Annotated in this window: 20 protein-coding genes and 1 rRNA gene; 12 read left to right on the top strand and 9 right to left on the bottom strand. The window is 68.7% G+C overall.

The window, feature by feature from the left end:
• Positions 1-18 precede the first annotated feature (18 nt).
• The 5 genes from ACFYYW_RS41895 to ACFYYW_RS41875 form a co-directional block, all read right to left on the bottom strand.
• On the bottom strand, positions 19-1035 hold the full coding sequence (locus ACFYYW_RS41895; RefSeq protein ID WP_352320859.1) for a dipeptide ABC transporter ATP-binding protein: 1017 nt from the start codon (positions 1033-1035) through the stop codon (positions 19-21).
• Complete coding sequence (locus tag ACFYYW_RS41890) at positions 1019-2056, bottom strand: ABC transporter ATP-binding protein (protein ID WP_352320857.1); 1038 nt, start codon at positions 2054-2056, stop codon at positions 1019-1021. The genes ACFYYW_RS41895 and ACFYYW_RS41890 overlap by 17 nt, the downstream gene beginning before the upstream one ends.
• Before the next feature lie 13 nt (positions 2057-2069).
• Positions 2070-3050: an ABC transporter permease gene (locus ACFYYW_RS41885; protein ID WP_358298721.1), complete on the bottom strand. Its 981-nt coding sequence runs from the start codon at positions 3048-3050 to the stop codon at positions 2070-2072.
• Entirely contained in the window at positions 3043-3987 is a 945-nt protein-coding gene (locus ACFYYW_RS41880) for an ABC transporter permease (RefSeq protein WP_358298719.1), read from the bottom strand. Before ACFYYW_RS41880 ends, ACFYYW_RS41885 begins: the two co-directional genes overlap by 8 nt.
• Before the next feature lie 130 nt (positions 3988-4117).
• Positions 4118-5626 (bottom strand): ABC transporter substrate-binding protein, encoded by a 1509-nt coding sequence (locus ACFYYW_RS41875; RefSeq protein WP_352320851.1) that lies wholly within the window; start codon positions 5624-5626, stop codon positions 4118-4120.
• Positions 5627-6222: 596 nt separating this feature from the next.
• Between ACFYYW_RS41875 and ACFYYW_RS41870 the strand changes: the two genes are divergently transcribed.
• The 3 genes from ACFYYW_RS41870 to ACFYYW_RS41860 all read left to right on the top strand — a co-directional run bounded on the left by ACFYYW_RS41870 (position 6223) and on the right by ACFYYW_RS41860 (position 8307).
• Positions 6223-7158 carry an ABC transporter permease gene (locus ACFYYW_RS41870; protein ID WP_352320850.1) on the top strand — a complete coding sequence of 312 codons (936 nt, stop codon included), beginning with the start codon at positions 6223-6225 and terminating at the stop codon, positions 7156-7158.
• The gene (locus tag ACFYYW_RS41865) at positions 7151-8017 is read left to right on the top strand and encodes an ABC transporter ATP-binding protein (protein WP_352320848.1); all 867 of its coding nucleotides are present in this window, start codon (positions 7151-7153) and stop codon (positions 8015-8017) included. Before ACFYYW_RS41870 ends, ACFYYW_RS41865 begins: the two co-directional genes overlap by 8 nt.
• A gap of 134 nt (positions 8018-8151) precedes the next feature.
• Positions 8152-8307: a hypothetical protein gene (locus ACFYYW_RS41860; RefSeq protein WP_185845322.1), complete on the top strand. Its 156-nt coding sequence runs from the start codon at positions 8152-8154 to the stop codon at positions 8305-8307.
• A 510-nt stretch (positions 8308-8817) separates the two neighbouring features.
• Here ACFYYW_RS41860 and ACFYYW_RS41855 read toward each other — a convergent pair.
• A complete protein-coding gene (locus ACFYYW_RS41855) occupies positions 8818-9741 on the bottom strand; it encodes a hypothetical protein (RefSeq protein WP_387658229.1) in 924 nt (307 codons plus the stop codon).
• Between the two features lie 466 nt (positions 9742-10207).
• Positions 10208-11524, bottom strand: coding sequence for a lysine 2,3-aminomutase (locus ACFYYW_RS41850; RefSeq protein WP_352320844.1), 1317 nt, complete (start codon positions 11522-11524; stop codon positions 10208-10210).
• 175 nt (positions 11525-11699) lie between these two features.
• Between ACFYYW_RS41850 and ACFYYW_RS41845 the strand changes: the two genes are divergently transcribed.
• The 5 genes from ACFYYW_RS41845 to ACFYYW_RS41825 all read left to right on the top strand — a co-directional run bounded on the left by ACFYYW_RS41845 (position 11700) and on the right by ACFYYW_RS41825 (position 18947).
• Complete coding sequence (locus tag ACFYYW_RS41845) at positions 11700-12260, top strand: DUF1707 domain-containing protein (protein WP_352320842.1); 561 nt, start codon at positions 11700-11702, stop codon at positions 12258-12260.
• A 155-nt stretch (positions 12261-12415) separates the two neighbouring features.
• Positions 12416-13435 (top strand): phosphate acyltransferase PlsX, encoded by a 1020-nt coding sequence (plsX, locus tag ACFYYW_RS41840; protein WP_352361761.1) that lies wholly within the window; start codon positions 12416-12418, stop codon positions 13433-13435.
• Between the two features lie 41 nt (positions 13436-13476).
• A complete protein-coding gene (locus ACFYYW_RS41835; protein WP_387658225.1) occupies positions 13477-15768 on the top strand; it encodes an HAD-IC family P-type ATPase in 2292 nt (763 codons plus the stop codon).
• Positions 15765-17492: an arginine--tRNA ligase gene (gene argS, locus ACFYYW_RS41830; RefSeq protein WP_387658222.1), complete on the top strand. Its 1728-nt coding sequence runs from the start codon at positions 15765-15767 to the stop codon at positions 17490-17492. The genes ACFYYW_RS41835 and argS overlap by 4 nt, the downstream gene beginning before the upstream one ends.
• A 162-nt stretch (positions 17493-17654) precedes the next feature.
• Positions 17655-18947, top strand: coding sequence for a hypothetical protein (locus ACFYYW_RS41825; RefSeq protein ID WP_387658219.1), 1293 nt, complete (start codon positions 17655-17657; stop codon positions 18945-18947).
• A gap of 6 nt (positions 18948-18953) precedes the next feature.
• Here the strand turns inward: ACFYYW_RS41825 and ACFYYW_RS41820 are convergent, their stop codons facing one another.
• Positions 18954-19337: a cell division protein SepF gene (locus ACFYYW_RS41820; RefSeq protein ID WP_357999800.1), complete on the bottom strand. Its 384-nt coding sequence runs from the start codon at positions 19335-19337 to the stop codon at positions 18954-18956.
• A 170-nt stretch (positions 19338-19507) separates the two neighbouring features.
• Here ACFYYW_RS41820 and ACFYYW_RS41815 point away from each other — a divergent pair, with 170 nt between their 5' ends.
• The 4 genes from ACFYYW_RS41815 to ACFYYW_RS41800 all read left to right on the top strand — a co-directional run bounded on the left by ACFYYW_RS41815 (position 19508) and on the right by ACFYYW_RS41800 (position 21991).
• Complete coding sequence (locus tag ACFYYW_RS41815; protein ID WP_387658216.1) at positions 19508-20278, top strand: PhzF family phenazine biosynthesis protein; 771 nt, start codon at positions 19508-19510, stop codon at positions 20276-20278.
• Between the two features lie 98 nt (positions 20279-20376).
• Positions 20377-20811 (top strand): Hsp20/alpha crystallin family protein, encoded by a 435-nt coding sequence (locus ACFYYW_RS41810; RefSeq protein WP_387658214.1) that lies wholly within the window; start codon positions 20377-20379, stop codon positions 20809-20811.
• Between the two features lie 55 nt (positions 20812-20866).
• Positions 20867-21178: a MerR family transcriptional regulator gene (locus ACFYYW_RS41805; RefSeq protein WP_387658211.1), complete on the top strand. Its 312-nt coding sequence runs from the start codon at positions 20867-20869 to the stop codon at positions 21176-21178.
• Positions 21179-21535: 357 nt separating this feature from the next.
• Positions 21536-21991: a hypothetical protein gene (locus ACFYYW_RS41800; protein ID WP_387658208.1), complete on the top strand. Its 456-nt coding sequence runs from the start codon at positions 21536-21538 to the stop codon at positions 21989-21991.
• A gap of 613 nt (positions 21992-22604) precedes the next feature.
• Here the strand turns inward: ACFYYW_RS41800 and rrf are convergent.
• A 5S ribosomal RNA gene (gene rrf / locus ACFYYW_RS41795) occupies positions 22605-22721 on the bottom strand.
• Positions 22722-22731 lie beyond the last annotated feature (10 nt).

Genomic DNA, 22731 nt, shown 5'->3' with positions numbered 1-22731 from the left:
CCTCACGATCGCTCGCGGTCAGCCCGCGTGCACCACGTCGTGCGTCTCGGCGAAGTGACAGGCGCTCTCGTGCCCGGTCCCCGTCCGGATCTGCAGCAGCGGCTCCTCCTCCGCGCAGATCTCCTGCGCCTTCCAGCAGCGGGTGCGGAAACGGCAGCCCGACGGCGGGTTGGCGGGCGAGGGCGGGTCGCCCTGCAGGATGATCCGCTCGCGCTGCTCCCGGCCCTCGGGGTCGGGAACCGGCACCGCCGACAGCAGCGCCTGCGTATACGGATGAGCGGGCTTGTCGTAGATCTCGACGTCCTTACCGAGCTCGACGAACTTGCCCAGGTACATCACGCCCACCCGGTCGGAGATGTGGCGGACCACCGACAGGTCGTGGGCGATGAAGATGTAGGCCAGGTTGAACTCGTTCTGCAGCCGCTCCAGCAGGTTGATCACCTGGGCCTGGATCGACACGTCCAGCGCCGAGACGGGCTCGTCGCAGACGATGATCTCCGGCTGCAGCGCCAGGCCGCGGGCGATGCCGATGCGCTGCCGCTGGCCGCCCGAGAACTGGTGCGGGTAGCGGTTGATGTGGTCGGGGTTGAGCCCGACGACCTCCAGCAGCTCCTGCACCTTGCGGCGGCGGTCGCCCTTGGGCGCCACCTCCGTGTGGATCTCGTACGGCTCGCCGATGATGTCGCCGACGGTCATCCGGGGGTTCAGCGAGGTGTACGGGTCCTGCATCACCATCTGGATGTTGCGGCGCATGCGCTTGAGGTCGCCGCCCCTGGCCTTGGCGATGTCCTTGCCGTTGATCTTGACCGAGCCCGAGGTCGGCCGCTCCAGCGCCATCAGCACCTTGGCCAGCGTGGACTTGCCACAGCCCGACTCGCCCACGATGCCCAGCGTCTCGCCCCTGTTGAGGTCGAACGAGACGCCGTCCACGGCCTTGATCGCGCCGATCTGCTTCTTGAGGACGATGCCCTGGGTCAGGGGGAAGTGCTTGACCAGGTCGCGAACCTCAAGGATGCGCTCACTGCCGTTCGCCATCGAGGACCTCCCTCCAGTAGTGGCAGGCGCTGGAACGCGTGCCGCTGATCTCGTAGAGCTGGGGGGCGACGGTCACGCAGTTGTCCTGCCGGTACGGGCAGCGGGGATTGAACGCGCAGCCGCTCGGCAGGTCGAGCAGGTTGGGCGGCAGGCCCTTGATCGCGTACAGCTCCTGGCCCTTGAGGTCCACCCGGGGGATGGACTCCAGCAGGCCCTTCGTGTACGGGTGCGCCGGCGCCCGGTAGATGTCGTGCACCGGGGCGTTCTCCACGATCCGGCCGGCGTACATGACCGAGATCTTGTCGGCCACGTCCGCCACGACGCCCAGGTCGTGGGTGATCAGGATCATGCCCATCTGGCTCTCGCGCTGCAGCTCGGCCAGCAGTTCCATGATCTGCGCCTGGACGGTCACGTCCAGGGCGGTGGTCGGCTCGTCGGCGATCAGCACCTCGGGGTCGAGCGCGATGGACATCGCGATCATGATGCGCTGCCGCATGCCGCCCGAGAACTGGTGCGGATAGTCGTTGACGCGCTGCCGGGCGGCCGGGATGCGGACCTTGTCCATCAGCTCGACGGCCTTGTTCATGCCGTCGCGCTTGGACATGCCGCGGTGGACCCGGAACATCTCGCTGATCTGCCAGCCCACGGTGAACACCGGGTTGAGCGCCGAGAGGGCGTCCTGGAAGACCATCGCGATGCGCTGGCCGCGCACCTGGGTGCGGGCGTCCTCCGAGAGCTTGAGCAGGTCGGTGCCCTTGAAGCGGATCTCGCCCTTGGGGATGACGGCCGGCGGCATGTCCAGGATGCCCATGATCGCCTGAGCGGTCACGGACTTGCCCGAACCCGACTCGCCGAGCACCGCCAGCGTCTCACCGGGGTTGACCGTGTAGCTCACGCCGTTCACCGCGCGCACGACGCCCTGACGCGTACGGAACTCCACGTGCAGGTCGTCCACCGCGAGCAGCGGTTCGTTGCCCAGCCCTCCCTCGGCGGGCAACACGTCTGTCGACGTCTTCTTCACTTGATCCCCCCTTCTACCTGAGCTTCGGGTCGAGAGCGTCGCGCACGGCGTCGCCCAGCATGATGAACGCGAGCACCGTGATGCTCAGGAACAGGGCCGGGAAGAACAGCGGCAGCGACGCGTCGAGGAAGCGCGGCCGGGCGTCGGCGATCATGAGGCCCCACGAGATGTCCGGCGACTGCACGCCGACCCCGAGGAACGACAGCGCCGCCTCCGCCGCGATGAAGCCGCCGAGGTTGATCGTGCTGACCACGATCACCGGCGCCAGCGAGTTCGGCAGCAGGTGCTTGAACATGATGCGCCACTGGCCCGCGCCCACCGACCGTGCGGCGACCACGAAGTCCTGGCTCTTGGCCGTGATCACCGAGGCCCGCATGATGCGGAACACCATCGGCCAGCCGAGCACCGCCAGCGCCGCGATGACCAGCAGGATGCTGTTGATGCCGCTGTCGCGGAAGGTGGCGGCGATCAGCAGGGCGCCCAGGATCGGCGGGATGGCGAAGAAGATCTCGGTGACCCGGGAGGAGACCGAGTCGATCAGACCGCTGCGGAAGCCGGCGAACAGGCCGAGCAGGCCGCCCACGATCATGGTGATGATCGTGGTGGTCACGCCGATCACGATCGAGTTGCGGGCGCCGTAGATCGTCCTGGCGAACACGTCACACCCCTGGCTGTCCTTGCCGAACGGGTGCCCCACGCTGGGGAGCTGCCGGGCGGTGGACAGGTCGCAGGTCTGGGCGTTGGTCGGGTCGATCGAGGTGAACAACGACGGCCAGAACGCCATGACCAGCAGGATCGCGATCAGCACCGCGGAGATGATGAACATCGGCCGGCGGCGCAGGTCGTACCAGGCGTCGGTCCACAGGCTGGCGGGCTTCTCCTGCTTCTGCTTGCCGCGCCTGCCCTGCTTGTCGGGGGACGGTGGCGCCGGGGCCTCCGTGACCAGCGACTTCGCTTCCGGCAGCATGGGCCCGACGTTTGCTTCGTTACTCATAGCGGATCCTCGGGTCGAGCACTGCGTACAACATGTCGACGACCAGGTTGGCCAGGATGTAGATCAGCACCAGCACGGTCACGATGCCCACGACGACCGGCTGTTCTCGCAGCAGGATCGAGTTGAACAGCTGGTTGCCGATGCCCGGCAGGTTGAAGATCGTCTCCGTGATGACCGCGCCGCCCATCAGGTTCCCGAGGTCGGCGCCGAGGTAGGTGACCAACGGGATCAGGGCGTTGCGGAGCCCGTGCCTGCCGATGACGCGGCGTTTGGCCAGACCCTTGGCGGTGGCCGTGCGGATGTAGTCCGCGCGCAGCGTCTCCACCAGGCTCGTCCGCGTCAACCTGGTGAGATAGGCGATCGACGTGCCGGCGAGCACGAAACCGGGCAGCAGGTAGCTGCGGAACCCGGCCGAGATGCCGGCCACGGGGAAGATGTCGCTCCCCGTCCACAGCTTGAGCTTGACTCCGAGCACGAGCTGCAGCACGAAGCCCGTCACCAGCGTGGGGACGGAGATCAGCAGCAGCGTCGAGGCGAGGATGGCGGTGTCGGAGGCCCTGCCGCGGCGCAGCGCCGCCCACAGGCCGAGGCCGACGCCGATGATGGCCTCCATGACGAGCGCGGTCAGCGCGAGGTTCAGCGTGACCTGGAACTTGCCGGCCATGAGCTGCGAGACCGGGATCCTGGAGAAGGTGGTCCCGAAGTCCCCGTGGAGGAGCACGCCGCTGAGGTAGTACCAGTACTGCAGCAGCAGCGGATCATTCAGGTGGTATTGGTCGCGCAGGACCTCGGCCACCGCCGGGTCCAGGCGCTTCTCGCCCGCCAGTGCCTGGATGGGGTCGCCGGGCAGGGCGAAGACGATCGAGAAGATGAGTAGCGTGGCGCCGAGCAGGACGGGTATCGCCTGCAGCAGTCGCCTGATGACATAACGGCCCATTCAAGCCCTCCGGTACATGCGTGGAGGCAGTCACCCTCGTAGCCGCGGTTTGCCCGGCCCCAAAGTGACTGCCTCCAAGCTCAGTCCTCCGATGGGCGGACGGCAAGAGCCGTCCGCCCGGCGAATGACGTCAGGCCTTCTCGATGTCGGCCCACTGAACCTGGTTGAGCAGGTTCAGCTTGACGCCCTTGACCTTGGGGGAGTGTCCGAAGTTGCTCCGGTAGAAGTACACCGGGATGTACGGCATGTCCTTGATCAGGATGTCGTCGGCCTGCTGGTAGAGCTTGAGGCCCTCGGCAGCGTCGGCGGCCTGGTCACCCTTGGCGACGATCTCGTCGAATTCCTTGTTCTCGTAGCCGCCGTAGTTCGAGCCGGTCGAGATGGCCTGGGTGCCGAAGATCGGCGTCAGGTAGTTCTCGGCCGACGGGTAGTCGATCGACCAGCCCATGCGGAACAGGCCCTTGTACTTCTTGGCGTCCAGGTCGTCCAGGATGGCCTTGAAGTTCTCGAACGGCTTCGGCGTGACCTCGATGCCCAGGTTGGCGCGGAGGTTGTTGGCGACGGCCTCGATCCACTCCTTGTGGCCGCCGTCACCGTTGTAGCCGAGCTCCAGCTTGGCCGGGCCCTTGGCGTCGGCGTAGAGCTTCTTCGCCTCGGCCGGGTTGTACGTGCAGGCCGTGCAGGCGCCCTGACGGTAACCGGGGATGGCCGGGTTGATGAAGTCGTCGGCCGGGGCGCGGGTGCCCGCGAAGACCGTCTCGGTGATGGTCTTGCGGTCGATGGCCATGGAGATGGCCTTGCGCACGTCCGGGTTCTTGAACTCGGGGTTGTACTTCAGCGGGACGCCGATGTAGCCGACGGAGGCGTCGGGCTCGTCGAAGTAACGGTCGCCGAGGACGGACTTGGCGGTCGCGATCGCCGAGGCGGGCAGCGAGTCGTCCACGTCCAGGTTCTCGGCCTGGAGGTCCTGGAAGGCGGTCTCGGCCGAGCTGTAGATCTTGAACTGCAGCTTGGTCCAGTTCTTCGGCTTGGGGCCGGGGAACTTGTCGTAGACCGTCATGTCGATGGTCTGCGCGCCGCCCTTCTTGTAGGGCTTGTCGACCTTGAACAGGCCCTGGCCGATCGGCTGCTCGCCGTAGGCCTGGGTCACCTTGCCGTCGGCGCCGAGCGCGGAGGCCGGCAGCGGGTAGAAGGCGGTGTACCCGAGCATCGTCTTGAACTGCGAGAACGGTGCGGACAGCGTCACCTCGAGGGTGCTGTCGTCGACAGCCTTGAGGCCCTTCATCTCCTTGGCCGTCGGCGTCTTGCCCTCGCCCGGGTGGACGTCGGCGAAGCCGTCGATGCGGGAGAAGAAGGCGGAGGAGCTCATGGCGTTGTCCTGGTTGGCGCCATAGTTCCAGGCCCGCGCGTAGTCAGCCGCGGTGACCGGCTTGCCGTCGTGCCAGGTGTAGCCGGACTTGAGCTTGATCGTCCAGACCTTGCTGTCCTGGGTGGTGATCGACTCAGCGGCCTCTTCAACCGGCTGCTTGTTCTCGTCGTACTTGACGAGCGGCGAGAACACCGCGGCGAGGACTTCGGAGCCCTCGGTCTCGGTGGTGTTCAGCGGGTTGAGGAGCTCCTGAGGCTCACCGATCTCCATGCGGACCGGCGTTTCGCCGCCGCCCGCGGCAGTGCCGCCGTCCGAGGCACCGCCGCCACACGCGGCAACCGCGAGGGCGAGCAGCGCGGTACCGGCGACGATCTGTGCGCCCTTAGTAACACGCATGGTGAAAAAAATCCTCCCTCTACAGGTGGGCGACAGCGCTGAGCTGCGGTGATGGTAAGCAGCCTGACGGGGGGTTCCTGGTATCCCCCGGATTTGGCTGACATGGTCAAACCAGCCGACGCCCTGCCAGTCGATCGCGACTATCCCTTACTACTTGCCACCAGCGAGTCTCTGGCGCGTTGCAGTTCGGTCACACGTGCGCCAATCCAGCGTCACAGACATTCTTCCTATAAGACTACAAACACCCCAGGGATGCTCAAACAGGTCAAGCCACGACGTGAACGGCGGATGAAAATTACCCCCTACAGGACCGTGGTCGCGCCCTTCCCGCCATGGCCCGCCTCGCTGGGCTACGGTTGAGCGAGTCTTGACGGCACCTTGGAACCTGGCGCCCCAAGACTCCGTCCAAGCATCTGCCGCGTCCCTCGCGGCAGGCACCCCACCGACCTGGATCCAATAGAGTCCTAGCCATGAGCCAGCCGGAATCCGCTGTCGCGGACGCCCAGGCGGGCGGCCGAAGCGGGCAGGAGCCGCTGGCCAAGCTCGCCGAGAGATACGGACTTCGCCGTGCCATCGCGCGGCCGAGGTTCCCTGTCTATCTGCGCCAGCTCTGGGAGCGGCGACACTTCATCCTGACGTACGCGACGTCCCGCAACGTCTCGAAGTACTCCAGCTCGGCCCTGGGCCAGCTGTGGCAGGTGCTGACCCCCCTCCTCAACGCGGGCATCTACTACGTGATGTTCGGCGTCATCCTGGGCGGCCGGGGCGGCATCGAGAACTACCCGGCCTTCCTGCTGACCGGGATGTTCGTCTTCACCTACACCCAGCGCGTGGTCACGGCGGGCGCCAAGTCGATCTCCGGCAACCTGTCGATGATCCGCGCCCTGCACTTCCCGCGCGCCTCGCTCCCGCTGGCGTACACGATCCAGGAGCTGCAACAGCTCGCCATCTCCATGGGCGTGCTCCTCGTCATCGTGACGGCCACCGGCGAGTGGCCCACCTGGTTCTGGCTCATGATCCCGGTGGTGCTGGCGCTCCAGACGATGTTCAACATCGGGGCCAGCCTGGTGATCGCCCGGATGGGCGCCCAGATGCGCGACCTCAACCAGTTGCTGCCGTTCATCACCCGCACCTGGCTCTACGCCTCGGGCGTCTTCTTCTCGATCCAGGACAAGGTGGTCGGGTCCGCGAAGCTGCCGCAGTGGGTCGCCGACGTGATGTACCTGAACCCGACGGCGTCCTACATCGAGTGGATGCGCGACATCCTGATCAAGAGCTACCACCCGCAGAACGGGCACTACCCGCCGACCATGGTGTGGGTGTCTTGCGTATTCTGGGCAGTGTTCTCACTCGGCTTCGGCTTCTGGTACTTCTGGCGGTCCGAGGAGAGGTACGGGCGTGGCTGAACTGACCGAGGAGCTGTCACAGGTGAAGGGCGAGGAGCCCGGCGTCCCCGGCAAGGACGTGAGGGTGCACCCCAACCCGGAGCCCCGGGGCAAGAGTCCGCTCGACGTTCCCACGGGCACCCCGACCGTCATCGTCGACGACCTGCACATCGTCTACCGCGTCTACGGCACGGCCACCGACAACGAGAAGGGCAACGCGGTCAACGCCCTCACGCGCCTGCTGAAGCGCCAGGGCCGGCCGCAGATGAAGGAGGTCCACGCCGTCAAGGGCGTGACCTTCGTGGCCTACCACGGCGACGCCATCGGCATCGTGGGGCGCAACGGGTCGGGCAAGTCCACGTTGCTGCGCGCCATCGCCGGCCTGCTCCCGCCGCACGAGGGCGCCGTCTACACCGACGGGCAGCCCTCGCTGCTCGGCGTCAACGCCGCGCTCATGCGCGAGCTGACCGGTGAGCGCAACATCGTCCTCGGCTGTTACGCCATGGGCATGACGCCGGCGGAGGTCAAGGAGAAGTACCAGGAGATCGTCGACTTCTCCGGCATCGACGAGTTCGTCCAGCTGCCCATGTCCACGTACTCGTCGGGCATGGGCGCGCGGCTGCGCTTCGCCATCTCCTCGGCCAAGACCCACGACGTCCTGCTCATCGACGAGGCCCTGGCCACGGGCGACCGCGAGTTCCGCAAGAAGAGCGAGGCCCGCATCCGGCAGATCCGCGAGTCCGCCGGCACGGTCTTCCTGGTCGCCCACGACCTCAAGGTCATCGAGGAGACCTGCAACCGGGTCATCTGGCTGCACAAGGGCAAGATCCGGATGGACGGCGACCCCAAGGAAGTCATCGCCGCCTACAACAAGGGCTGAGCCGCACCGCTTTTCGATCACCTGCGCGAAACGTGGGTGACTCGCGCGCCGAAACACTGACAGCGTGACTGCCGTTCCGATAGTATTCGAACGCGGATTCGATCCAAGGAACGCTGATGGAGTGGGGGCGCGCGATGGGAGAGCTTTCGGCCGCGATCGACCACCTGGCCATCGAAGACGTGGCCGAGATCCCCAGGATGCAGCTCGCCGAGCAGCTGCTGGAGCTTCACTGGCAGATGGCCCGGTTGCAGGCCCAGATAGCCCGGCGCACCGGCGTCCGGCTGCCCTAGCGGCCCGGCGCCGTACGAGGGGGACAAGACAAGGCCGCCGACCCCGTGACGGGGCCGGCGGCGGGCTCGGCGCGGCGCCGCTGCCCTGCAGTCAGCGGCGGCACGCGGGTGCGAACCCCCGGGCCGGAGCGCATCCGCCCAGACCCGTGGCGGGCCCGTCCGCCCGAGCGGCGGACCCGCGACCGACGCGCGGCAGTGCCGTCGGGGCGCTCGGCACCTTGTGAGCGCACACCATCGGCCTGTCCTGTCGGTGCGACGACGCCCCCGTCGTTCCGCGGGCGTCCACCGACGCCGGGGAGAGCGGGAACCCGCCGTCGCGGGAACAACCTGGCACCTGAACGCGGGCCACCGCACGGCCGTCACGGCCGGTTCGCGAGCGTCGGCACCTGGGACGCCGGCGAACCGTCGCACGGCCCTCGGCGGGGCCGCGTGCGCGCGTCGTCACGTCATGTCCGGGACGCGCCCGCGCGGGTCACGTCCGCGACACGTCCGGGACGCGCCGCGCTCGTCTCAGTCGCGAACCCAGGAGCCCCGCACCGAGCTCGTCAGCGCGTCGCTGCTCCAGCCGAGGGCGGAGACCATGTCGCTGTAGGAGCCGGCGGCCTTGGAGCCGTTGGCCGAGACGAGGCCCGCGGTGTCCTGCATGAGCGGGGTGATCTCGTCGACGGAGGCGGTCCTGGTGGTGCCCGGCAGCGCCTCGGCGATCGGCGCGGCCTCGACGGGGGCGACCTGCCCGACCATCGGGGCCAGCTCGCCGCCGGACGCGTGCGGCAGGGCCATCCTGGCGGCGCGGGTGAGCCCGCCCATCCCGGACTCCATGGACAGGTCGCGCAGGCCCTTGGTGGCGCCCGTCATGCTCGTGGTGGCGGTGCCGGCCGTGCCGGAGCCCGTGCCGGGCAGCAGCGCGCCGCCGCCCACCTTGCCCATCGCGCCGCCGACCGAGGCCCCGGCCAGGGCGGTCATCGTGTCCATGGCGCCGCGCAGCGGGGCGCTGGTGCCGGTGAGCCCGCCGTTGCTCTGGGGCGCGCCCTTGACCAGCGGCTGCGCCATGCGGGCGCCGCCGAGCAGCGGCAGCGACTTGGCCAGGCCCCGGCCGCCGCCGCCGACCGCGCCGCCGCTGAGGATGGGCGACAGCTCGGGCAGCGGGCCGCTCGCCTGGGTGACGTCCTCGGCCGCGTTCGGCGTCATCGCCAGGCTGGCGCGCCGGTTCTCGTCGGCGATGTCGCGCGCCCTGGCCTCGCCGGCGGCGTCCGCCGCCTTGGCCTTGTTGGCCCCGGTCAGGCCGCCGAGGCCGCCGCCCAGGCTGCTGAGCAGCCCGCCGCCGAGCAGCCCGCCGAGCAGGTCGAGCGGGCCTCCGCTGGTGCCCCCGCCCAGGCCGTCCAGCGGGACGATCCTGGCGGTGTGAGTGAATTGAACTTCTGCTTGAGCTGGCACGGCCAAAGCCGCCGCCAAGCCGAATGCTGTGACGGCAACGGCCGCCTTGACTACTCGATTCATGATTGCCTTCCCGGCTCGTGATCGATCGCTCTCGAATGCGGTGGAAATGCGAATCGATAACCCCCGAATGCCGTGGCGCACACGCTATGGGCACCACACGAAGCGTGCTGTCACGGCTGAGCTACGGAAGCAGTTGTATCACTGACGGTGATCGCCCGCAGGCGGCCGGAAAGCCCATGTAGCAGGGTTTGCAGGCCGGTTACCGAGTAAAGGGAGAGCGTTGAGCGGAGAGACAAAACGGGAAATACCCCGGTTTTGATTTCGATTCCGCGCGGACCCGATCGCCATCAGGACCCGCGCCGCCGACGTGCGCCCGCACGGCCCGCGAACAAGTGGTCGCATTAACAAATGTCCCGGGCCGGGGGCGCACAATTCAGTGACGGTGGTGCGAGAACGCGACCACTCAGATGGGCAGCAACGCGTCGGCCGGCTCGAACGGAAAACGCTCGGCGAAGGCCGGCCGCAGATCCGTCAGCCAGACCGCCGACGGGTCGTACCGGGCGAAGAACGGCCGCCCGACCAGCTCGGGGTCGCGGGCCTGGATGAGGTGGAGCACGAAGACGCGCTCACCGGCGATCTCGGTCACGCCGTCCACGCACACCTTGCCCGGCGTGGCCGACATGGACGGCCCCCGGACCGTACGGCAGAGCCCGGAGACGGTCGAGTAGGCGTCCCTGAAGATCTCGTACGCACGGGCCAGCGGGACCGCGAAGTAGTCCTGCGGCCCGGTGTCACGCTCGACGAACATGTAATAGGGAATCAGCCCCATCCGCAGCTGCCGCCGCCACATCGACGACCACACGGCCGGATCGTCGTTGATGGACCTGATGAGCGGCGCCTGGGTCCTGATCGTCGCCCCGCTGCCGAGGATGCGTTCGACCGCCGACTCCACCAGCGGCGAGTCCAGCTCCCGCGGATGCGAGAAGTGGGCCATGAACGCCAGGTTCTTGCCGGCCTTCACCACCTCCTGGAACAGGCCGAGCGTGGCGTCGGCGTCGGGGTCGGTGGTGAAGCGCTGCGGCCAGTAGGCCAGCGCCTTGGTGCCGATCCGGATCGATTCGAGCTGGTCGAGGCCGAGCAGCGGCTCGATGTACCGCCGGATGACCGGCTCGCCCATGATCATGGCGTCGCCGCCGGTGATCAGGACGCTGGTGACCTCGGGGTGGTGGCGGATGTAGGACACCATCCGGTCGACGTCGTCGGAGGCGAACTTCAGGTCCGCGTCCCCGATGAACTGCGCCCACCGGAAGCAGTACGTGCAGTAGGCGTGGCAGGTCTGCCCCTGTTTAGGGAAGATGAGCACTGTCTCTGGATATTTGTGCTGCATGCCGGGCACCGGCTCGTCGTCCATCCTCGGGACGTTGAGCTCCTTCTGCCCGGCGGGATGCGGGTTGAGCTGCGCGCGTACGCGGTTGGCCTCGGCCTGGACCTCGCTGTTGGGCGCCTCGGCCTTGAGCAGGTCGGCCAGCCTGGCCACGTCCGCGGCGGGAAGCATGTCCTCCTGCGGGAAGACGAGGCGGTAGATGGGATCGTCGGGCGCCGCCGACCAATCTATGAGTTCATCCACGACATAGGCGTTCGTCCGGAAGGGCAGCACCGTGGCCACGGCGCGGACCCTCAGCCGCTCCTCGTCGTCCAGCCCCGCCCGTCGCAGGAGCTCGTCGAGGTGCTTGGACGTGTACGCCTTGAAGCGTCGGGTACCTGCCTGGTTCAAGATCACTAGGCCTTTCCCATCTTTTTTGTTCGCTCGCGTGTAAACCTCACGACCCAGTCGCGCGTCTACGGTTCTTAATATCCGGACGCGACGCGCCGCGTCCCCGGTTCCACTGGGCTCCAAGTTTCCTTGCAGGTTCGACACTCGCGACATATCGCGATTCGACATACACTGATTCATCGTGACCGAGGATCTCGATCTGCGCGCCTCCGACGCCGACCGCGACCGCGTCGCAGCCCTGCTGGGCGACGCGCTCGCCACCGGAAGACTCACCAGCGTCGAGCACGCCGACCGTCTGGAGATCGCCTACACGGCGAAGACGATCGGCGAACTCGTCCCCCTCACCCGGGACCTGCCCCAGGTGTCCGCCCCGTCCGCCCTGCCCGAGGCCATCGAGCACCAGGTGATCAGCTCGAAGTTCAGCAAGATCGTGCGCAAGGGGCGCTGGGTCGCGTCCCGGCGCACCAAGCTGTCGGCCCGCTTCGGCGCCCTCGTCATCGACCTGTCCGACGCCGTGCTGCCCGGCCGGGAGATCACCATCGAGACCGACGCGAGGTTCAGCAAGATGATCGTCCGGGTGCCGGAGAACGCCCACGTGATCGACGAGGGCAGCTCGATCTTCGGCAAGCGCAACGTCAGCGGCGGCTCGGCGGGCGACGGCCCGCTGATCCGGGTCACCGGCTCGTCGAAGTTCTCCAAGGTCATCGTGACCCGCGGCCTCGACGACTGGAACCTCCACTGACGGCCCCTCGCGACTGGGACCGCCGCGCCGGGGAAGCAGGGAGGTCCACCCGCCGGTCGACCTGACGTCCGGCCTGCCTACGATGCGGACATACACGAGCCCGCGTACCGGCCCGGCCGGGCGACGGCGGGCTCGTCTGTCCCACGAGGTGACCATTGTCCGACAGCAGGCCCGTCGCGCTCGACGCCATGGGCGGCGACCACGCTCCCCACGAGATCGTGGCCGGCGCGGTCCACGCCGTCCGCGAGCGCAAGCTGCCCATCGTGCTCGTCGGCTCACCCCGCATCCTGTACGAGGCCCTGGCCGACCACGACGCCACCAAAGAGGTCCCGATCGTCCGGGCGGAAGAGGCCCTGGCCATGGACGAAGGCGCCCTGGCCAGCCTGCGCCGCCCGCGGTCCAGCATCGCCATCGCCTGCCACCTCGTCCGCCGCGGCGACGCCTCGGCCGTGGTGTCGGCCGGCTCGACCGCGGGCATCGTCGCCACCGGCAGGCTCCGGCTCAAGGCCCAGCAGGGCGTCCTGCGACCGGCCATCGCCGTGGCGCTCCCGACGCTGCCCACCCCCACCCTCCTGGTGGACGCCGGCGCCAACGCCGAGGTCAAACCGGAGATGCTGCTGCAGTTCGCCCACCTCGGCGCGGCCTACGCCGAGCTGGCCTACGACATCCCCGAGCCCAGGATCGGCCTGCTCACCATCGGCAGCGAGGCGGAGAAGGGCAACAAGCTCGTCAAACGCGCCCACGAACTGCTGCAGTCCTCCCCCGGCATCCGCTTCACCGGCAACGTCGAGGGCCACGACCTGCTCACCGGCAAGGTCGACGTCGTCACCACGGACGGCTTCACCGGCAACGTCGCGCTCAAGACCATGGAAGGCGCGGTCCGGTACGCGTTCGGCGAGCTGGCCGAGACCATCGGCGAGAGCAGGATCGCCAAGTTCGGCGCGCTCATGCAACGCGGCCGCCTGCGCGAGCTGCGCAGACGCCTCGACGCCGAGGCCCACGGCGGCGCCGTCCTGCTCGGGCTGAACGGGACGGTGGTGATCGCCCACGGCTCCTCCAGGGCGCCCGCGATCAGCGCCGCCTGCCAGGTCGCCGCCGACCTCTCCGCGGGCGGCATCGTCGCCAGGATCGGCGACCGGATCGCCGCCACACATCGCTCACACCGACTCTGGTGACGCCGTAGTGTGTGAGACCGATCCACAGAAACGGGGGGTATGTGGACGGCCTCACCTCAGCACAGGTCGCGGAGGCGAAGACCAACGAGGTGCCGCGGCGGTCGAGCAGATCGCTCAGCGCGATCATCAGGGCGAACGTGTTCACCCTGTTCAACCTGGTCATCGGCGTGCTCTGGGCGCTGATCCTGATCTTCGGCGAGTGGCAGGACGGCCTGTTCGGCCTGGTGATCGTGGCCAACGCGCTGATCGGCATCGTCCAGGAGCTGCGTGCCAAGCGCACCCTCGACAAGCTCGCCGTGATCAACGAGGCCCCGGTCCGCGTCCGCCGCGACGGCCGTGAGCAGCAGGTCGAGCCGCACCGGGTGGTCCTCGGCGACCTGGTGCTGCTCGGCTCCGGCGACCGCCTGCTGGTCGACGGCGAGGTCGTCGACTCCGACGGCCTGGAGGTCGACGAGTCGCTGCTGACCGGCGAGGCCGACCCGGTGCACAAGAAGCCCGGCGACCAGGTGTTGTCGGGCAGCTTCGCGGTCGCCGGCTCCGGCGCGTACGTCGCCACCCGCGTCGGCACCGACGCCTACGCCGTGCGGCTGGCGGAGGAGGCCAGCAAGTTCCACCTCGCCCACTCCGAGCTGCGCGAGGGCGTGGCGAACTTCATCAAGTACATCACCTGGCTGGTCGTGCCGATCGGCGCCCTGCTGATCTACAGCCAGCTGCACAACTCCGCCGACTTCTCCACCGCCATCACCGGCGCGGTCGCCGGCATCGTCACCATGATCCCCGAGGGCCTGGTGCTGATGACCTCGATCGCGTTCGCCGTCGGCGTCATCCGCCTCGGCCGGCGCAAGTGCCTGGTCCAGGAGCTGCCCGCGATCGAGGGGCTGGCCAGGGTCGACGTGCTCTGCCTGGACAAGACCGGCACCCTCACCGCCGGCGGCATGGACCTCGACCAGGTGCTCCCGCTGCGCGACGGCCAGCCGGTCGAGCCCGCGCTGGCCGCCCTGGCCCACCTCGACGCCCGTCCCAACGCCACCGCCCAGGCCATCAGGGCCCGCTACCCCGCCCCCGCCGACGGCTGGTCGGCGGTCTCCTCCGTGCCCTTCTCCTCGGCCCGCAAGTGGAGCGGCGCCGACTTCGGCGGGCACGGCGCCTGGCTGCTGGGCGCCCCCGACGTGCTGCTGCACGACGGCGACGGCTACGACAAGGCCGCCGAACTGGCCGCCACCGGCACCCGCGTGCTCGTCCTGTGCCGCACGCCCGACCTGCGGGCCGCCCAGGACGGCGGGCCCGTCGAGCCCGTCGCGCTGGTCACCCTCAGGCAGCGGATCAGGCCCGACGCGCTCAAGACCCTCGGCTACTTCGCCAAGCAGGGCGTCACGGTCAAGGTCATCTCCGGCGACAACCCGGAGGCGGTCTCCGCCATCGCCATGAGCCTGAAGATCCCCGGCGGCGACCGTTCCGTCGACGCCAGGACGCTCCCGCAGGACGACCCAGACAAACTCGGCGAACTGCTCGACTCCCACACCGTGTTCGGCCGGGTCAGCCCGCAGCAGAAACGGCAGTTCGTCGGCGCGCTGCAGGCCCGCGGGCACACCGTGGCCATGACCGGCGACGGCGTCAACGACGTCCTCGCGCTCAAGGACGCCGACCTCGGCATCGCCATGGGCGCGGGCAGCCCGGCCACCAAGGCGGTGGCCCAGGTGGTGCTGCTGGACGACAAGTTCGCCACGCTGCCGCACGTCGTCGGCGAGGGCCGCCGGGTGCTGGCCAACATCGAACGCGTCGCCAACCTCTTCCTCACCAAGACCTTCTACGCGATCGTGTTGTCGCTGGCCGTCGGCGTGGCCGGGGTGATGTTCCCGTTCGCGCCCCGCCACTCCACCCTCACCAACGCGCTGACCATCGGCATCCCGGCGTTCTTCCTGGCGCTCGCGCCCACGGTCGAACGGGCGCGGCCTGGGTTCGTCCGGCGGGTGCTGCGCTTCGCCGTGCCGGCGGGGGTCTTGTGCGCGATCGCGGTGCTGCTGTCGTTCTGGGCCGCGCACAGCGGCACCTCCACTCTGACCGAGGACCAGACGTCGGCGGTGATCACCCTCTTCCTCACCACGTGGTGGGTGCTCGTGCTGATCACCAGGCCGCTCAACTGGTGGCGGATCACGCTGCTGGCGTCCATGGCGGGGCTCTTCGCGCTCGCCCTGTCGCTGCCGCCCGTCAGGCGCTTCTTCGCCCTCGCGCCCGGCGACCTCAGCAACGACCTGACCGCCGTCGGCATCTCCCTGGTGGCCGCTGCGGCGATCAGCATCGCGGTCAAGGTCGCCGGTACCCTTAGAACATGACCGACCCGCAGATAGTGCTCACCGAGCGCGTCCAGCAGGCGCTGGCCAACGCGTTCGGCGCCGAGCACGCCGACGCAGACCCGCTGATCCGGCCCTCCCAGTTCGCCGACTTCCAGGCGAACGTCGCGATGAGCCTGGCCAAGCGCCTGCGACGGTCCCCGCGGGAGGTCGCCGAGGCGATCAAGGCCGAGCTGTCCGACTTCCCCGGCACGGTCGAGGTCAGCGGCCCCGGCTTCCTCAACATCACCCTCGCCGACTCCTGGATCGAGTCCCAGGCCGCGGGCATGCGCGACGACCAGCGCCTCGGCGTCGGCAGCAGCACGCCCGCGCAGACCATCGTGATCGACTACTCCGCGCCCAACGCGGCCAAGGAGATGCACGTCGGCCACCTGCGCACCACCATCGTCGGCGACTCCCTGGCCCGCCTGCACGAACACCTCGGCAACAAGGTGATCAGGCAGAACCACCTCGGCGACTGGGGCACCCCGTTCGGCATGCTCATCGAGCACCTGCTCGACATCGGCGAGCCGGCCGCGGTCGCCCAGCTCGAAGCGGGCATGGGCACCGAGTTCTACCAGGCGGCGCGGGCCAAGTTCGACGCCGACGAGGGCTTCAAGCAGCGCGCCCGGGTCCGGGTCACCACCCTCCAGTCGGGCGACCCCGCCACCATGCGCCTGTGGCACGTCTTCATGGACGCCACCGTCCGCTACTTCAACAAGGTCTACTCCCTGCTCGGCGTCACGCTGACCGACGCCGACCTCGCGGGCGAGAGCATGTACAACCCCATGCTGGAGAAGACCTGCGCCGACCTCGAGGCGTCGGGCGTCGCCGTCCACAGCGAGGGCGCGCTCTGCCTGTTCCCGCCCGGCTTCACCGGCTCCGACGACAAGCCCCTGCCGCTCATCATCAGGAAGAGCGACGGCGGCTACGGCTACGCCTCCACCGACATGGCGGCGATCCGCTACCGCGTCCACGACCTGAAGGCCGACCGCATCCTCTACGTGGTGGGCGCCGACCAGGCACTCCACTTCCGCATGGTCTTCGCCTCCGCTCAGATGGCCGGCTGGCTGCCCGACACCGTCTCGGCCGAACACGTGCAGATCGGCATGATGCTCGGCAAGGACGGCCGCCGCTTCAAGACCAGGTCGGGCGAGTCCATCAAGCTGATGGACCTGCTCCAGGAAGGCGTCGACCGGGCCGCGGCGGCCATCGCCGAACGCGGCTACGACGAGGCCACCCGCAACGAGATCGCCCTGGCCGTCGGCATGGGCGCGGTGAAGTACGCCGACCTGTCGGTCAGCCACGACAGCGAATACGTCTTCGACTACGACCGCATGCTGGGCTTCACCGGCAACACCGGCCCCTACATGCAGTACGCCACCGCCCGCATCCGGTCCATCTTCCGCAAGGCGGACATGGAGCCGGCGGCCGCCACGTCCCCGATCCTGCTGGCCGAGCCCGCCGAGCGCGCCCTGGCCCTGCACCTGCTCGGCTTCGGCACGCTCATCGAAGAGGTCACCGCCCGCTCCGAGCCCCACCGGCTGTGCAACTTCCTCTTCGAGACGTCGAGCCTGTTCAGCACGTTCTACGAGCAGTGCCCGGTGTTGCGGTCCGACGTCGAGCCCGAGACCCGCGCCTCGCGGCTGGCCCTGTGCGCGCTGACCCTGCGCGTGCTCGAAACCGGCCTCGACCTTCTGGGCGTCCCCGTCCCCGACCGCATGTAACAGGCAGTTGGCTCAAAGTCTCCCGTTCCGTCATGGGCGCGCCTCCACCGGGTTGGCGCGCCCTAACGGCTAGGCTTTACGCGGTCATGAACTGAGGCCGAAATGGGGGAGTTCTCTGCCTTGAGCACGGACCTGACTGCGAGCCCCCAAGCAGCGACGGAGTTGCAACGCTACGCCGAGGCGCTGCTGGCGCACCTCGCCGCCAATGGCACCGCTCCTCCCGCCGCTCCGGGCTTTCGCGACATACCCGGCCACTGGCTGCCTCCTGCCGTCGAAGCACTGGTCGCCATCCTCGCCGGCGACGACCCGCTCGAACCACTGAGCAGGGCCGCCGGCCGCGACCAGCAGCAGACCGCGCTCTTCCTGTGCCTGGCCCTGGCGGTGTCCGGGCAGGGCAGCCGCATCCACGCCTCCTGGCTCGGCACGGCCTTCGGCGAGCTGTCGCTCGACCGTCCCGTCACCCACGGCCAGCGCTCGCTCTGGCTGGCCGCCGCCCGCGGCGCCTACGGCCCGGCCGGGAAGATCTTCGTGCTGCGCAAGCTCGACGCGCTGGCCGTCCAGGAGCACGCCGACGTCGAGGAGTGGGTGCAGGCGCTGGTGCCGGGCGAGCCCGCGGTCGTCGTGCCGCCGTCGCTGGCCGACTTCCCGGAGATGGCCGAAATTCCCGACCTGGCCCGTCCGGCGGTCGCGGCCGCCCGCCTGGCCAGGCTGCGCGGCCGCTGCGCCGAGATCACCTCGGCCCGGCAGGCCGACCACGACTCCGCCGCCCCGCTCAGCAACAGCTCGGCCAGCCCGGCCGCGTCCTGGGCCGAGGACGAGCCGCTGGCGGTCCTGCGCGCCCAGATCGGGCAGGGCGGCCCCGCCGGCCCGATGGCCTCGCTGATCTCCCACCTGCTCGACGACCTGCGTCCCGGCGCCGACCCGCACCTGGCCGCCATCGCCCTGCACGTCGCCGCGCCCATCCTGCGCGGCCTGGCCGAGGAGCTCGAAGCCGACAGCCGGCTGACGCCGCCCGCCACGCTGACCGTCCCGCTGCTCGGCCACCGCATCCACCTGCGCCCCGAAGGCCCCGACGAGACCTCGATCGCCACGGCGGAGCACGCCATCCTCACCGAGGGCGTCGTGCCGCGCGGCCGGCCGTGGGCCGCGTTCGTGCTGATCGTGGCGGGGGTCGCGTGCCTGGCCGGAGCGGCGTTCAGCGCCTCGCTCCTGCTGGCCGCCGCCGGGGTGGCCATGCTCGGGCTGGGCGGCTGGCAGCTCTGGCAGCGCCACAAGACGATCGTCGCCGACGCCCGTTACGTAGCCGCCCAGGTCAACGAGCTGAAGGAGCTGGCCGAGGGCGCCGTCTGGGCCCTGCACGCCTACGCCAGAGAAGCGGACGCACGTGCGAAACAGGCCGCTGACGATGCAGCCGAGCTCACCCGGCTGATTCGTCGCGGCCCGCGCGCTGCTTAGACCCGATCAGGTCGTCTCGATCTCCACGTGCGCCGGCGCGAGCAGGAACACGCGATCGGCGATGCGCTCGATCCGACCCTCGCAACCGAACGCGAGCCCGGCGGCGAAGTCGACCATCCTCGTCGCCTCGGGCATCGCCATGCCCGTGACGTCCATGATCACCGTCTGCCCGTCACGGAAGTGCTGACCGATCAACGGTGCGTCGTTGTACTTGAGCGGCTGGACCATCACGATGCGCGACGCGTCGACGTTCGCGCGCCACCGCCGGGCGGCCCGCTCCGTCGCCGGAACGTACTCGTCCTCGTAGTGCTCGTCGTCTTCATAGCCGTCGTCGTAGTGATCGACCCCGCTCAGGCCAAGGTAGTTCACCACCTTGCGCACTGCCCCCATCGGCTTGTCCTTTCCTCAGGAACTCACCGTAATCGGCACGTCCCTACACATTGGACGGTAACCGACGATTCCGCATTCGCCACGCGACACGCCCAGCCCTAATTCCATTTTGTACGGCTTGCAACCCGCTTGCATCTGGATATCCGTCCCCCCCGTATAGCATCGGCCACATGCGCCTGTTCACTGTAGACGCCTTCACCGACACAGCTTTCAAGGGTAATCCCGCAGGTGTCTGCCTGCTGGACTCTCCGGTTACTGATGGGTGGATGCAGAGCGTAGCCGCCGAGATCAACCTCTCCGAGACCGCCTTCCTGCTCGGCGATTCCCTACGGTGGTTCACCCCTGTGGTCGAGGTCACTCTCTGCGGTCATGCCACGCTGGCGACCGCTCACGTTCTGTATTCGACCGGCGCCGCCACCGGCCCCGTCGAATTCCGCACGGCCAGCGGAACGCTAACCGTGAATCGCGCCGCCGGAGACCTCATCACGATGGATTTCCCGGCCAAGCAGGTGACGCCCGTCACGGTTCCCGACGGCCTGGAGAAAGCGCTCGGAGCCACCCCGGTACGGGTCGGGAAAAGCGACCTGGACCTGCTGGTCGAGCTCGATTCAGAGCAGACCGTACGCGCTCTGCGCCCCGACATCCCGGCCCTGTCGGCGGTGGAGGCGCGCGGCGTCATCGTCACCGCCCGCGGCACCGGCACGGATTTCGTCTCACGATTCTTCGCTCCCAAAGTGGGCGTCGCCGAGGATCCGGTGACCGGCTCGGCCCACTGCGCCCTGTCGCCGTACTGGTCCGCGCGGCTCGGCCGCACGACCCTGACCGGTGCACAGCTGTCCGCCAGAGGCGGCCTGGTCCACACCCGCCTCGACGGCGACCGCGTCCACCTCGCCGGCCATGCCGTGACCATCCTCACCGGCACACTCCTCACGCCCGGGTAAAAACTTCCTTACCTTCCTTGCTTCCCTCTGCTCAGCTCTCTAACCTACAAATCGAGTTGGAGGTTAGCTACTACGACAGAAGCAGGAGGTTCGGAACCATGCTGCTGACTTCGATCGACCCGTTCTTCCAGGAGTTCGAGCGCCAGTTCAACCGGCTGGCCCGCCAGACCTTCGACAACGGCAGCGCCGCCACGATGCCGATGGACGGCCTCCGCCGCGACGACGACGTGGTCCTGCGCTTCGACCTGCCTGGCATCGACCCGGACTCCATCGAGGTCACCGTCGACCGGGGCGTCCTCACCGTCAGCGCCCGCCGCGAGGAAGAGATCGCCGAGAACGAACGCCTGTTCGTCCGCGAGCGTCCGATGGGCACGTTCACCAGGCGCGTCTACCTGTCGGAGCACCTCGACAGCGACCGCATCGACGCCGGCTACGCCAACGGGGTGCTCACCGTCCGCATCCCCGTCCTCGAACGCGCCAAGCCGCGCAAGGTGGAGATCCGGCGCAACGACACGAAGGCCATCCGGGCCTGAACCGGCACCGGGGGCGGGGCAACCCGGCCCCGCCCCCGAATCCCGAGGAGGCCCGATGCCCGAGCTGCCCTTCGACGACGAGCACGCCCCCCTCTACTCCCTCGGCCAGGTCGCCGAGATGCTCCAGGTCCGCCAGGCCTACCTCCGCCGCCTGGACGAACACGACGTCATCAGCCCGACCCGCTCATCCGGCGGCCAACGCCGCTACTCCCGCAACGACATCCTGACCGTCCAGCACGTGACCGACCTCGCCGACCAGGGCATGACCCTGATCGCCATCCGCCGCATCCTGGAACTCGAACGCGAACTCGCCGACGTCCGCCGGCAACTCAAAGAAGCCCGCACCCGCCTCGACGAGGCCACCTGACACCCGCCGCCCCCAGGACAAACAAGACTTCCTGCCCCTCTCCCCCGACAAGCCCCCTTCCAGAGTCCCGCCCAGACCGCCGGCCACGAAATTCCCCCCAGCATCCCGACGAGCCTGCCCCACCCCGCAAGGCCGTCACATACAAACGATCCCCGCCACCGGCGCCGACTCAGGCATAAACGCCATGTCGACCTGTCGGGCGTAGGATGCGCCCTTGCCGTACCACCGCCCACCCCCCGACAGGACTCGCCCGTCATGAATCCCCACCACGAACACCTTCGCGCCCGGTTCCGAACCGCGCCGCTCCAACCCCCGCCCGCACCCTGGCGCGCCCTGCCGCCAGTAGCGGTCGGAGGCTTGACCGGCGTCGGCTTCGCCATACACCCCGAATCGGGCGAAGACCTCATCCTCGTGACCTCTCACCAGGGCCGCGGCGTCCTCAACTGCGTCACCGGCCAACGCATAGCACGCGACCCCGACCCAGAACCAGCCTGGCCGGACGACTACACCCTCACCTGCCAAGGCATAGGACCTCTTGCAGGCACCACCGTCAAGATCGCTGGCCTCCTGGGCGGCGGACTGCATACGACCACCACGAATGGATGGTCCATCGATGTCGTCACACCCGACTGGCCCATCGAAAGCGTCCTGCTGTCCAGCGGCGGGGACCGTTACCACGACGAAGCCGGATCGACCTGGTGGCACATCCACCGCGAAGAGGGCTGCGAGCTCCGCACAGCCGGCTTCTCCCCCACAGGCCGAACCCTGGCCCTCGCCTCCAGCTGCACACTGACCCTCTTCACCCACCCCTGACCCCCAGCCAGCCACCATGGCATCAGAACAGCCGGCCCTGGCCCACCTACGCAATGCCGCCTCATTGAAGTGCGTCTGCGGTCGCGGGACGAGCGCGACCGCACGCAGGCGGGTAAGGGCCGACACTCAGCGGAGGCGTAGGGCCGCCCCCAAGGACGGCCCTGAAGGAACATCGGACCAGAGGCCGGATACGAACCCCACGGCTCTCCTACAAGGCGGAACTGATAAGCCCCTCAGACTCCTCCGAGCAGGGCGGGACACGAACCCTCAGCCTCCGAAGCGGACCAGCTCGCACTGACTGACCAGAGGCAGAACCCACTAAGACCCACCGGAAGCCGTACCTGCGCCTTACACCAGCGCACCTCCAGCCGCGAGCCGATCCGGCGCCCCACCGTCCCATCGGGCCACCGGCCCATCGGCCGTCGAGGCCCCCCAGGAGCCGGCCTCTGAGCCGGCGCCCGCCCACCCTCAGCACCCGCGGCGCCCCGCGACAAACACCCTGGAAAGAGGAACACCCCTCCGGGAATGCGGAAAAGGGTCCCGGCCGAGCCGGAACCCTCCCCCGAACGCGAAGAAGCCCCACACGGTTCGTGTGGGGCCTCTTCGAAAGATTGTCCGGCGGTGACCTACTCTCCCACACCCTCACGAGTGCAGTACCATCGGCGCAGAGAAGCTTAACTTCCGGGTTCGGAATGTAACCGGGTGTTTCCTTCCCGCCATAACCGCCGTAACCCTATGAA

It is taken from the genome of Nonomuraea sp. NPDC001831 (genome assembly GCF_042892035.1).
Classification (GTDB): Bacteria; Actinomycetota; Actinomycetes; order Streptosporangiales; family Streptosporangiaceae; genus Nonomuraea.
Note: the sequence above shows the minus strand (reverse complement) of the source record. Positions and strands in the feature narration are given on the sequence as shown.